The following is a 13,030-nucleotide window of genomic DNA, read 5'->3' on the forward strand; positions in this document are numbered from 1 at the left end:
AACATTCTTTGAAAAGAAAGGAGAAATGACGGATGAAAAGAAATGAGATTGTAGATATGATACGCAACATCCTTCGGCAGGTAGCTCCCAATGCCCAAACCATACTTTATGGTTCGGAAGCTCGTGGGGATGCACGTCCGGATAGCGATATTGATTTGCTTATTTTGGTGGATGAGCCACAGCTTACTCCCGAACGTGAGCAGGAAATTATTCGTCCTCTATATGAATTGGAAGTAAAGTCGGGGGTTATTATCAGCCCTATGATTATGTTGCGTAAGTTATGGGAAAATCGTCCTTTTCAGACACCTTTTTCTCTGAACGTAATGAATGAGGGGATTGTATTATGAAACAGGAATTATCGCCCGAACATCGTATTGCCTTGGTGCAATATCGCTTTGAACGAGCTTATCTGACATTAAAAGAAGCCCGCTATATGCGTAAAGGAGACTTCTTTAATGCAGCTATTAATCGTCTTTATTATGCCTGCTTTTATGCAGCTACTGGTTTATTGATTGCAAGAGGTATTGATGCCGGTACTCATAACGGAGTAAAAACGATGTTGTCTTTTCATTTTGTACGTACTAATTTGCTAAGTTTGGAGCATGGCAGTACATATAGCAATTTGTTTGACAAACGCCACAGTGGAGATTATGAAGATTTCGCTTATTGTGATGCGGCGTTGGTGGATTATCTTTTACCTCGTGCAGAAGCTTTCATTAAAGCCGTAGAGACTTTGGCACAAGAGTAAGTACGTTAATACAAAACTTCTTATATCTATTCCCATATTTCTACTCTGTATTATTCTTGTATTAAAAAAATATATATATCTTTGTCGCACGCTTTCTGCCCATCAGCGAGATGGAATAGGCAGAAAGCGGTTTTTATTTCTAAACGGAGTAAAGACGTATTATCTCTCACTTTCGAAAACTTAGCACTTTTCATGCAAAGAGAGATGATACGGCAGATACTCCACGCGAATGGCTATGTATCAACATATCGCTTAAAGATGTGTTATATATAAACGATTGGCGTGGGTGTCTGTTGTTATCATTATCTTTTGCAAAGGTTTGCTAAGGCCTCGAAAGTGGATATATGATACAACAGCATTCATGCCTTTCTTATATCCGGTCGGTCTTTCGTTTTCCGTAGAATGACCCTACCACCATAGCCCGCCGATTGGGAATCTGAAAGCATGAATGCTTCTTCTATCATTCAATATACTGTTATTTACTCTTTATTGTTAAACACTTAAAAACAAACACTATGTCAGAAATGATTAGTTTGGAAGCGGCTGCCCAAAAGTATGGAGTTAAGAAAGAAACCATTCGTCTGTGGGTAGAATTGGAGAAATTTGAAGGAACTCGTAAAAGAGAGGACGAAGTATGGGTAGACGATAAGATACTTGAAGAATACTTGGTCTGGCGAAAGACATGTCGGATTTCGGTAGATTATCTGGATGATTTGGAAATGTTTTGTTATAATCAGACTACTATGAACGATATGTATCGTGAAGCCATAAAAGTGCAGAAGATGAAAATAGACCATCTACAAAGGAAAATAACCGAATTAGAAAAGATCTCGGAAGTGCTTGACATGGAATTGGAACGGGTTCATGAAATCGAAAGAGCCGTTATATCAAGCTTGGATGAATCTTTGGCTTCCCGAATAACCAATTGGATGGTACAGTTATGGAGAAGACGCTTCTCGTTCAAACAAGGTAATTAAATGACGGAATGACTTGATTCTGTTAAATAGCAGATAAAAGATAGTATTGGAATGCTGTTATTTTTCTATCTTTACGCCACAGAACCGCGTAAATATGATGAAGAAAACCTTAATTTCAGTGATTCTATTGCTGGCTGTCGTGTTCATGACACATGCGCAGCAACATTGCTTTTTTACCCATTATTCTACTGAAGATGGATTATCACAAAATACGGTGATGAACATCTTGCAGGATCATAAAGATAACCTTTGGTTTGCCACTTGGGATGGAATTAACCGTTTCAACGGATACACGTTCAAGACATACAAGGCACGTCAGGGGAATTACATCAGTCTGACAAACAACCGGGTGGATCGTATGTATGAAGACCGTTACGGTTTCCTCTGGCTATTGACCTATGATAACCGTGTACATCGTTTCGACCCGAAAACGGAGACTTTTGAACAAGTGCCTGCCGCGGGAGAAGAGGGGAGTGCATTCAATGTACATACCGTCGAAGTGATGCCGGACGGAACAGTGTGGTTGCTGACTGAAAATGACGGAGCGATCCGTATCCTTACCCATCCGGACGAGAACAATCGTCTGACATGGGATATTTATTCCAGTAAAACGGAATTATTCCCTTCCTTGCATGTTTTCAAAGTTCATCAGGATAATGCAGGCAACGACTGGCTGCTGACAGACAACGGACTCGGCATGATTCGTCCCGGAGAAAAAGAGCCTGTTTCTTATTTTACGGAGACTAAGGGAAAGTTCGGCGGCATGAACCAGGCTTTCTATGCCGTACAGGAGCGTGATGAAGATATCTGTTTCGCTTCGGATCATGGCCGTATCTGGTCGTATCAGAAAGGAAGCGGAGAATTTACGTTGCTCGAACTTCCGACAAAAGGACGAATCACTTCCATTCATATGGTTTCACCGGATATGTCGGTCGTTACTACGGATTCGGACGGTTTCTTTACCTATAATCTGAGAACGAAGGCATCGGTACATTATTCATTCCTGACATGCAGGGAGTTGCCTGCGAAGCCGATTCTTTCCGCTTATGTAGACCGCTCCTCGGAAGTGTGGTTTGAGCAGGAAGAACCGGGCGTGGTGGCTCATTTCAATCCTGCCACCGGAGTGGTGACACGCGAGCGGATTCTTATCGAATATAGTAATCCCGAACGTTCGCGTCCGGCCTTCCATATCCATGAAGACGTAAACGGCTATCTGTGGGTACATCCGTATGGGGGCGGATTCTCTTATTTTGACCCTCAGAAGAAGCGGCTGGTTCCTTTTTATAACGGGTTGGGCAGCCGTGACTGGCGTTTCTCCAATAAGATTCACTCGGCTTTCTCCGACAAACAGGGAAATCTGTGGATGTGCACCCATTCCAAAGGCTTGGAAAAGGTGACTTATCGCAATGTACCTTTTTCAATGATGACTCCCGTGCCGCAGGAATATGAATCGCTTCATAATGAAATACGTGCCCTCTGTGAAGATAATCTGGGCAATCTGTGGGTAGGCGTAAAGGACGGCCTGCTCCGTTTGTATGATGCTGACAGAACGTATAAGGGGTATCTGACGGAAAGCGGCGTTGTCTCTACTACCGGTACTCCGATGACGGGGACAGCCTATTTTGTCATTCAGGATTCGAAAGGGATTATCTGGATTGCTACCAAAGGAGACGGACTTGTCCGTGCCGAGTCAACCTCTTCTTCGGGAATGTCGTACAAGCTCACCCGCTATCTTCATCATGAGGATGATATGTATAGTTTGAGCGATAACAATGTGTATTGTGTGTACGAAGATCATAACGGACGGATTTGGGCGGCTACCTTTGGCAGCGGTATCAATTATCTCACGGAGAATGAGGACGGAAAGGTCATGTTTATCAATCACCGTAACAATCTGAAAGGGTATCCTATCGACCCCTGCTACAAGGCCCGTTTTATCACTTCCGACAATAACGGCCGCCTGTGGGTGGGGACGACTACGGGAGCCGTAGCCTTTGACGAGAATTTCAAGAAGCCGGAAGATGTGCAGTTCTACCATTTCTCCCGTATGCCGAACGATACGCAAAGCCTGAGTAACAATGATGTGCACTGGATTATCCCCACAAAGAATAAGGAGCTTTATCTGGCTACTTTTGGCGGTGGGCTCAACAAACTGGTATCTATCAGTGAGGACGGTCACGGGACGTTCAAGTCTTACTCGGTGCAGGACGGGCTTCCTTCGGACGTCTTGCTTTCTATCCGTGAGGATAATAAGCAGAATTTGTGGATGAGTACCGAGAATGGAATCTGTAAGTTCGTTCCGTCCGGTGAACGGTTTGAGAGTTATGATGAGCGTAGCATTACTTTTCCGGTGAGGTTTAGTGAGGCGGCTTCCGCGTTGACGGCGAAAGGCAGCATGCTTTTCGGAGCAAGTGGCGGAGTCTTTATATTCAATCCTGATTCTATCCGCAAGAGCAGTTATGTTCCGCCTGTCGTATTCTCCAAATTGATGGTAACCAATGAAGAGATTGTGCCCGGTGATAAATCGTTGTTGCGGGTGGATATAGATGATACGGAGCAATTGGTGCTTTCGCACAAAGAGAATATTTTTTCAGTCCAGTTTGCGGCACTCGATTATACGAATCCGCAGAATGTGCAATACGCTTATATTCTGGACGGATTTGAAAAACAGTGGACGTTTGCTGACAAGCAACGTAACGTGACATATACGAATCTCCCGAAAGGGGAGTACGTGCTTCGTGTACGTTCTACAAACAGCGACGGTGTGTGGGTGGATAATGAGCGCACGCTGAATATTGTCATCCTTCCCTCTTTCTGGGAGACTCCGGTAGCGTATGTGCTTTATGTGCTGTTTATCCTGATTATCATTCTTGTGGCGGTTTATATCCTGTTTACCATTTACCGGTTGAAGCATGAAGTGTCCGTCGAACAGCAGATTTCGGATATAAAGCTGCGTTTCTTTACCAATATTTCCCACGAACTCCGCACGCCGCTTACGCTGATAGCGGGGCCTGTGGAACAAGTCCTGAAGAATGACAAATTGCCGGCGGATGCCCGTGAGCAGTTGGTGGTGGTAGAACGGAACACCAACCGTATGCTTCGTCTTGTCAATCAGATTTTGGACTTCCGCAAGATTCAGAACAAGAAGATGAAGATGCAGGTGCAGCGTGTGGATGTAGTGCCTTTTGTACGCAAGGTGATGGATAACTTCGAAGCCGTTGCCGAGGAGCACCGGATTGATTTCCTGTTCGAGACGGAGAAGCAGCATCTTTACCTTTGGGTGGACGTGGATAAACTGGAAAAGATTGTGTTCAACCTGCTTTCCAATGCCTTCAAATATACGCCGAACGGGAAGATGATTACGATTTTCATCCGTGAAGACGAGAATACCGTTTCTATCGGCGTGCAGGATCAAGGCATCGGTATTGCCGAGAATAAGAAGAAATCGCTGTTTGTCCGTTTTGAGAATCTGGTGGATAAGAATCTTTTCAATCAGGCTAGTACGGGCATCGGGCTTTCGCTGGTGAAGGAGCTTGTGGAGATGCACAAGGCTACCATTTCCGTCGATAGCCGTCTGGGAGAAGGAAGTTGTTTCAAGGTTGATTTCCTGAAAGGGAAAGAGCATTATGACGAAGAAGTGGAATTTATCCTTGAGGATGCGGAAGTTCCGGCGAGGATGGGGCAGGTGGTGGATATAGCCAATGCGTCGCTCCAGTCTGAAACTTTGGTGGCAGCAGACGGTAGGGGAGTTGAGGAATCGCCTTCGGAGAAAGAAACGTCGGCGGAAGATAACTCCAAAGAGCTGATGTTGTTGGTTGAAGATAATCAGGAATTGCGTGAGTTCCTGCGCAGCATATTTACTCCGATGTACAGGGTGGTGGAAGCTGCCGATGGAATGGAAGGTTGGAGCAAGGCGTTGAAGTATTTGCCGGATATTATTATCAGTGATGTGATGATGCCCGAAAAAGACGGTATCGAGATGACGCGGGAACTGCGTGCGGATATGACGACCAGCCATATACCTATTATCCTGCTTACCGCCAAGACTACTATCGAAAGTAAATTGGAAGGACTGGAGTACGGTGCGGATGATTATATCACGAAGCCTTTCAGCGCTACGTATCTGCAAGCCCGTGTAGAAAACCTGTTGATGCAGCGCAAGAAGTTGCAGAACTTCTATCGGGACAGTCTGATGCATATCAATATGTCCGCTGTCCCCGAAAATTTGCCTGTATCGGCAGAGGTTGTATCAGGGGAAGCAAACTCAGTTGAATTGAGTCAGGGAGCGCAAACTCAGCCTCAACCTACTGTTCCCGATATGTCTCCCAACGACCGTAAGTTTATGGATAAACTGGTGGAACTGATGGAACAGAATATGGATAATGGTGACTTGGTAGTAGATGATTTGGTACGTGAACTGGCTGTCAGCCGTTCGGTATTCTTCAAGAAACTGAAAACACTGACCGGACTGGCGCCTATCGAGTTTATCAAGGAAATCCGTATTAAGCGTGCCACCCAACTGATTGAAACCGGAGAGTTTAATATGACGCAGATTTCATATATGGTCGGAATCAACGACCCGCGTTATTTCAGCAAATGCTTCAAGGCGCAGGTGGGTATGACGCCGACAGAATATAAGGAGAAAGTGGGCAGGTAATTGCATAATAATTATGTTATAAATCAAAAGAGGGACGGACTTTGTAAAAGTCTTGTCCCTCTTTGGTAGTATCTTTTTGTTTATTCTATTTTTTAGGATATAAGTGATTCACCAAGCTATTCATATACATTTCCAAATTCGTATATTCCGGACTCAAAGTGTATTTTGCTCCGTCTGAAGGATCGTTAGGATTCAGATTATGTTTCTTTTCCCATTCGTCGGGGATACCGTCACCGTCTGAATCAGTCAAAGCCGGTTCTGATTTGTATTCAGGCCATCCGCCTACATCGGACGGCTGGTCGATCATTCCGTTCGTACTTCCGTGCGAACCTTCATAGGTATAAGTTCCTTTGCGTGTCTCTTCTACGATACGTTGGTCTACGGCATCACGGCGATAGGAAGCGCCTGCAAACAGGAGAACATCCTTATAGGCTTTCTTTGCCGGTTGCAGGGAAGTGTGTTCGGCTATATCAAATGCTTTCCCGGATAATACTTCCTTTTCGGTTGCGAAGTCCTTTTTGATGACCAAGCCGTAAGAGTTGTCCCTGTTTACTTTGTAAAGGGCTTCTCTTTGCTTGTCCGTCAGTTTCGGGCAAGTAGGATCCATGTAATTGCCATTGAAGTAGAATACGCCGTGAACACCTGCTTCATTGTTATTCTTGCCGTCGTCGGCATAAGCGGTGAACAGGCGTTTGAAAGAGCCTTTCGTTGTGCTGAAAGGGCCGGGCTTGTAGTAGTTGTTGATAAAGTTGTAAGATCCCCCTTCGCCGGCGTACGCTCCGTCGCTCCCGTAGTTGTATATCACGTTATTGAACAGTTCCACCTTCTCATTTTCCGGTTTTCCGGTGTAGCGGCTTCCGCAAAGGCGGGGAGTGCGGTTGGTATGATGGGCGAGCAGGTTATGATGGAAACTGGCAGGTTGTCCGCCCCAAATGCCACCGTAGCCGTGCGCTCCTTTCTCATGGATGGAGTTGGCGAGACTTTCGCTGATAAGGCACCATTGGAGAGTGAAGTTGCTGTTATCGTAGAAAGTGGCGCATTCGTCCGTACACCAACTCATGGAACAATGGTCAATGATGATGTTCTTGTGAGCTTTCGTTCCGTTCATGGCGTCGTCACCTTTCTGCTTGATGTCTACTCCCATTCGTGAACGGATGAAGCGGACAATCACATTGTCTGCCTGAATGGAGAATGTATAATTTTTTAGGCAGATACCATCTCCGGGAGCAGTTTGTCCGGCGATGGTTACATCACCGTTATTGACCCTTAGTGGTTTTTGAAGTTCAATGATTCCGCTTACGGCAAAAACGATGGTACGTGGACCTTTCTTGCCGATAGCCCAGCGGAAAGTTCCTTCGGAACCGTCGTCGGCCAATGAGGTAACTGTGTAGACTGCGCCACCGGCTCCGCCGGTGGTATACTTTCCGGCTCCGTCGGCACCAGGGAAAGCTGCTACTTTGCTACGGTCAGGAGTAGGGTGCTCGTTGTTCTGGCTATTTATAATCTGAGGAGATAGAAATAGGGTAATAAATAAGACCTTGAAGATATTCGTACTCATTTTGTTATTAATTAGTTATTGGTTGCCGGATACAATGCGTTGACTAAACTATTAAGATATACTTCCAAATTTGTATACTTTTCATGAAGATCGCATCGGTTACCATCTTTTTTATCATTATAATTCAAACCATTCTTCTTTTCCCATTCATCAGGTATTCCGTCACCGTCGGTATCTTGTTGTGATGAACGGATTTCTACATATTCATTCCATCCTTCTGTATCGGCAGGAGTGTCTATCAGACCATACATTCCGCCATTGGACCCTTTGTACGTGTAGTTGCCTTCTTTCACTTCTTTTACAATTCGTGCGTCTATCTTGTCCGGAATGTTAGAAGCACCGGCATATTTTAAAACGGCCTGATAAGCTTCGTTAGCAGGTTGGACAAAAGAATAATCCGCTAAAATATTAAAACGGGAAGAAACTAGCAACTTTTCGGCCGGAACTTTATATGCGTTATCTTTTACATAGAAAGCTGTAGGGGAAGTATTATCATTGTTGGCATTCTCAATTTCTTTTAGCTGGCTGGTTGATAAATCATTTCGGGAAGAATCATATATATTTCCGTTCAAGTAAAATCTTCCGTAAGTTCCTGCTTTTTGATTATTTGTCCCATCGTCTACATAAGCAGTGAAAATGCGGCAATGTACTTTTTCTGCAGCGTTTACAGGACCGGGTTTGTAGTAGTTGTTGATGATATTGTATGAGCCGCCTTGTGCTCCATAAGCTCCTTCGTTTGTCCAATTGTAGATGACATTATTACATACATCTACTTTTTCCATATCTTCACGGTTGGAATAACGGCTTCCACAAAGTCGTGGAGTGCGGTTACTGTGATGGGCTATCAGATTGTGATGGAAAGTAGCCGGACTACCACCCCATATTCCTCCATAGCCGTGTGCTCCTTTCTCATGAATGGAGTTGGTAAGACTTTCGCTGATGATACACCATTGGAGAGTGAAATTGGTATTTCCATAAAATGATGCACATTCGTCGGTGCTCCAACTCATGGAACAATGATCTATAATGATGTTTTGCTTGCCCGGATAGCTAGACTGGAATCCGTTCATTGCGTCATCTCCTTTTTGTTGGATGTCTGCCCCCATCCGTGAACGAATAAAACGGATAATAACATTGTTTGCAGAAATATTAAGTGTATAGTTCTTCAGGCAGATTCCTGTACCGGGTGCGGTTTGTCCGGCAATAGTGATGTTGTCGTTTTTAATAGATAATTTCTTTTTTAGTGGAATGACTCCACCTACAGCAAATACAATCGTTCTTGTTCCGCTTTTTTCTATCGCCCAGCGTAGTGTTCCTTCCGAGCCGTCATCTGTGAGCTTGGTAACTGTGTATACAGTACCACCTGCGCCGCCGGTTGTGTATTTACCTGCTCCTTCGGCTCCCGGGAAAGCAGGAGTATATTGTCGGTCAGGGAGCTGGTTTTCAGACTGGCTGCTGTCAGGTTCCTGTTCGGACGGAAGAGGAGATGCTATGGGATCAGTATTTGAACAAGCTGTAATAAGAAGACTTAAAATAATTGTTGGTAATATTTTGTTCATGGTATGATTATTATGAGAGTACTGTAAAATGAAAAGAGAATGTGGTAAATCTATAAACACATCCTCTTTTCATATTAATTGTTATTCAACCACATTACCACCTTCTGTGCATTGATCCATAATATCCTTGACCAAACTATTCATATACATTTCGAGGTTGGAATATTTGCCGTGTATATCTATAGTGCGCATATTACCGTCTAAAGCATAATTAGGATCCAGACCATGAGCGATTTCCCATTCATCAGGAATGCCATCCCCATCGGTGTCGGTAATGTTACGTTTGGTATCTACAGTCAATGCAGGGTAAGGATCATCTCCCCAAAATTGGCGTGGATCATTGATGTAGCCCGGCTTGTTGTCTGTAGGATTTCCATTGCTGTCAGTAGCCGATGTTTGGGTAGCTTCACCCTTATTGACATCATCTATAATCAGTTTGTCAACTGCATCACGATAGTTACAGGCTCCTACATACGATAATACTTTAGTATAGGCTACTTCTGCGCTATGGGTGGTCACACCGTTAGATTTGGTAACGGGAGTTTCTTTTTTGATTTTATCCTTGTTGTTATCCCATGAAAAGTCGTTACTTTTGTCTGATTGTTGTTGAGCATAGACACCGTTTGTCCAGTTGTCTGTTGTAACGTCTTCATTACCGTTCATGAAATTACCGTCAATAAAGAATGTTCCCCATATTCCTTTGAAGGGTTCGAAATCCGCTCCGTTGTCATAGTCTTTAGCGTAGATACCTACTTTGGCAATGCGGTATTTAACTTTATCGGATGCTTTTGCCGTTGCAGGGCCTGGTTTGTAGTAGTTGTTTACAATGTTTACGTTTTGTGCTTCACCACCGTAGCATCCTTCACCTGCCCAATTGTAGAATACGTTGTTGCGGATATCTACTTTTTCATCTAATTTCAATGTAGTAGGACGAGGGCCAAGGCGTGGGACACGGCTTTCGCAATGGGCAATCATATTATGATGATAAGTAGCAAAACGACCACCCCAGTTTCCACCGAATCCATGTGTTTTCACTTTTTCGCCTTCTTGTTTACCGGGAACTACACGCAGGGCTTGTGAAGCTAAACACCATTGTACAGTAGAATTCACCATACCATATACGGATAAACATTCATCTGTGCACCAACTGGTAGAGCAGTGGTCGATAATGACATTTTCTTTGTCACTGCCTCCTAAACCGTCACAATCAATGTCGACATTTCCCGGACGAAAACGGATAAAGCGTATAATAACATTATTTGAGTTTATTATAAATGGATAACCTGCGATACAAATACCCCCCGGAGATGTTTGTCCGGCAATGGTTAAATAATCGTTTGTTGTCTTTAGTTCGCTATTTAGATGGATGGTGCCAGCTACATCGAAGACAATTGTTCTTTTGTCTTTCTGCGAAACAGCCCAACGGAGTGTACCTTCTGTTCCGTCATCTGTCAATTTGGTTACGTGATAAACCGAACCGTCGCGTCCGCCTACTGTATTTTTTCCATGTCCTTCTGCACCAGGGAAAGCTAATAATTCACCGTAATCCAACTGGACAATAGTACCTTGTTCTACTTCATTAGGAAGTAGTGGTAATGTATCATTTGTCATTTTAGGATCTATGTCAGCACAAGATACCATTAAAAAAGTACCTATTGCCAGATTTCCGCAAATTGAAAATATACTATCTTTCATGTTTTCTTAGATTAATTTGTTTATTATTTATTCCAACGGGGATCACCGTATGCTTTGTATTTAGTGTCTTTCACTGTAAAGTCACCGTTTGAAGGTGCAGTGAATAGTTCTAATGATGAAAGTTCGATTTGTTCTCCTAACAGACTTTTCGTGTATGAGCAGTCTGTTGTATAATAAGAGTTGCTAATCTGCGGGGAGCCATTTGCTTTATAACCAGTTGTTGTATTAATTACATTTCCCATCAGTACATTAGAAACTGAGAGAGTGCAAGAAGTAGCGTCAATCGTAGCATTTTTATCGGTGAATCCATAGAATGTACATTGATTAATAGCAATCTCTCCTGGTACAGAGAATCTCATGAGACGGGCTCCTAAACCATTTATTGTAGATTTCTCAATTGTTATTTTGCTAAAATGACCTGTAGCTTCGCTTACATTGATTTCTACAACACCATAAGAACCAATTCTTTGAAGGATACAGTCGCTTATTGTAATGTTTCCGATTATGGAATTGGCTCCACTTTTTTGTAGACGAATTACACCACGGATGTCGTGGATATTGCATTTTTTGATAATCAAACTTTCTATTTCACGTTGTGAATCTCCGTTCAGAATATAGCCGTTATTAGTGTTTTCATAAGTGCAGTCCAAATTATAGAACTCAATTTTAGATATTTTGACTCCTGAATTCAGACCTATTCCTTCTACTTTCATTCTAGCGGGAGTCTCGCCTCTGCTGAATACCGTCAATGAAGTGATGTTCTCTGAAATTTTAGTGCTACTTTCTACCTCAATATCTCCTATGATTTCAAGTGCTACATCGCCGCTACCGTTGGTTATTGCATTTTCAAAATCAATTCCAGAATTGATTTGTACTGCATTTTCCGGAGCTTTATATTCTGTTTCAAAAGTTACATAACCGACAATTGCTCCATTTTTAATGGCGGAGAATGTATAGGTGGTGCTGCTGTTCAAATTTGAAGCAGTGAATGTAGTAGCCGAACCAGTCGGGAAAGCTTCTGCGCCATCTGCCGTCGGACTTTCACCCGGAATAAGCGTATATGCATCTGCGGCTTCTACCCATGAGAATGTAGCACTATTATGAGTGAGTTCATCTACTGTGACCTCAATCATTTCACCTTGTGCTGTTGTTACTTTAATAGTACCACGAATAATGTCGTTGTTCAGCAATTCAATGGTATATTCTGTAAGAGATGACAAACCTTCAAAAAGGAATGAACAAGCCTCTTTGTCAGCTTCTTCCAAAATAAAGGTTTCTTCGTATGGAGCAGAGGCACTGTTTGAGCTGATGTGTAATGCTGTTACGTTACACCCTTCCATCCAAGAGACACGAATAGATTCTTTGGTTATATCTCCTGCATCCTCAGTCGGTATTTCTAATAATTGCTCTTTTGTGGTTTTAACGGATTTTTCTGCGTAAACCCAATAGGATTCCTTATTTGAACCTATTGCTTTGATACGAGCATAGTAGTTCGTTTCCGGAAGTAATTCCTTAACCGTTAACGGACTTGATATTTTTTCTCCATCATTGCCGAAAATTTGACTTCCGGCAGCTTCTCCCAATGCAATATCATTTGACAATGGTTCGGTACTGATTTCTAATACGTATCCTTGTGCGTCTTTTACGCCTTTCCACGTAATCTCGATTTGGGCAATCTCGTCATCGGCTGTCAGGCTGAAATCGCTTTGTGTCGGGCCGAACAGTCGGTTGGCTTCTATAACCTCCCAATCATTGCCATCAGTACATGATGTGGAGAGGAATATAGTCAGGAGTAAACAGGTTCCTGCGCTAATGATATATTTTAAGTTTTTCATA

8 protein-coding genes are annotated in these 13,030 nt (G+C 43.3%); 4 read left to right on the forward strand and 4 right to left on the reverse strand.

What is annotated here, in order from left to right; genetic code table 11:
* Positions 1-32 precede the first annotated feature (32 nt).
* The 4 genes from BQ7997_RS18980 (at position 33) to BQ7997_RS18995 (ending at position 6,382) form a co-directional block, all read left to right on the forward strand.
* The gene (locus BQ7997_RS18980; protein WP_022137813.1) at positions 33-347 is read left to right on the forward strand and encodes a nucleotidyltransferase domain-containing protein; all 315 of its coding nucleotides are present in this window, start codon (positions 33-35) and stop codon (positions 345-347) included.
* The gene (locus BQ7997_RS18985; protein WP_022137812.1) at positions 344-748 is read left to right on the forward strand and encodes a HEPN domain-containing protein; all 405 of its coding nucleotides are present in this window, start codon (positions 344-346) and stop codon (positions 746-748) included. The genes BQ7997_RS18980 and BQ7997_RS18985 overlap by 4 nt, the downstream gene beginning before the upstream one ends.
* Before the next feature lie 515 nt (positions 749-1,263).
* A complete protein-coding gene (locus BQ7997_RS18990; protein WP_022137811.1) occupies positions 1,264-1,725 on the forward strand; it encodes a hypothetical protein in 462 nt (153 codons plus the stop codon).
* 94 nt (positions 1,726-1,819) lie between these two features.
* Positions 1,820-6,382 carry a hybrid sensor histidine kinase/response regulator transcription factor gene (locus BQ7997_RS18995; protein WP_073348456.1) on the forward strand — a complete coding sequence of 1,521 codons (4,563 nt, stop codon included), beginning with the start codon at positions 1,820-1,822 and terminating at the stop codon, positions 6,380-6,382.
* 85 nt (positions 6,383-6,467) lie between these two features.
* Here BQ7997_RS18995 and BQ7997_RS19000 read toward each other — a convergent pair whose 3' ends face one another.
* The 4 genes from BQ7997_RS19000 to BQ7997_RS19015 all read right to left on the reverse strand — a co-directional run bounded on the left by BQ7997_RS19000 (position 6,468) and on the right by BQ7997_RS19015 (position 13,029).
* Positions 6,468-7,940, reverse strand: coding sequence for a pectate lyase (locus BQ7997_RS19000; RefSeq protein WP_073347655.1), 1,473 nt, complete (start codon positions 7,938-7,940; stop codon positions 6,468-6,470).
* Between the two features lie 11 nt (positions 7,941-7,951).
* Positions 7,952-9,499 (reverse strand): pectate lyase family protein, encoded by a 1,548-nt coding sequence (locus tag BQ7997_RS19005; protein WP_044655528.1) that lies wholly within the window; start codon positions 9,497-9,499, stop codon positions 7,952-7,954.
* An 81-nt stretch (positions 9,500-9,580) separates the two neighbouring features.
* Entirely contained in the window at positions 9,581-11,194 is a 1,614-nt protein-coding gene (locus BQ7997_RS19010) for a pectate lyase (protein ID WP_073347656.1), read from the reverse strand.
* Positions 11,195-11,217: 23 nt separating this feature from the next.
* Positions 11,218-13,029 (reverse strand): DUF4957 domain-containing protein, encoded by a 1,812-nt coding sequence (locus BQ7997_RS19015; protein ID WP_073347657.1) that lies wholly within the window; start codon positions 13,027-13,029, stop codon positions 11,218-11,220.
* Position 13,030: the final 1 nt, after the last annotated feature.

Source organism: Bacteroides congonensis (assembly GCF_900130125.1).
Lineage (GTDB): Bacteria > Bacteroidota > Bacteroidia > Bacteroidales > Bacteroidaceae > Bacteroides > Bacteroides congonensis.

What these genes read in the sequence shown, in the direction of transcription:
- BQ7997_RS19000 (WP_073347655.1), bottom strand. Translation starts at nt 7,940, where the DNA reads ATGAGTACGAATATCTTCAAGGTCTTATTTATTACCCTATTTCTATCT.
- BQ7997_RS18990 (WP_022137811.1), top strand. Translation starts at nt 1,264, where the DNA reads ATGTCAGAAATGATTAGTTTGGAAGCGGCTGCCCAAAAGTATGGAGTT.
- BQ7997_RS19005 (WP_044655528.1), bottom strand. Translation starts at nt 9,499, where the DNA reads ATGAACAAAATATTACCAACAATTATTTTAAGTCTTCTTATTACAGCT.
- BQ7997_RS18980 (WP_022137813.1), top strand. Translation starts at nt 33, where the DNA reads ATGAAAAGAAATGAGATTGTAGATATGATACGCAACATCCTTCGGCAG.
- BQ7997_RS19010 (WP_073347656.1), bottom strand. Translation starts at nt 11,194, where the DNA reads ATGAAAGATAGTATATTTTCAATTTGCGGAAATCTGGCAATAGGTACT.
- BQ7997_RS18985 (WP_022137812.1), top strand. Translation starts at nt 344, where the DNA reads ATGAAACAGGAATTATCGCCCGAACATCGTATTGCCTTGGTGCAATAT.
- BQ7997_RS19015 (WP_073347657.1), bottom strand. Translation starts at nt 13,029, where the DNA reads ATGAAAAACTTAAAATATATCATTAGCGCAGGAACCTGTTTACTCCTG.
- BQ7997_RS18995 (WP_073348456.1), top strand. Translation starts at nt 1,820, where the DNA reads ATGATGAAGAAAACCTTAATTTCAGTGATTCTATTGCTGGCTGTCGTG.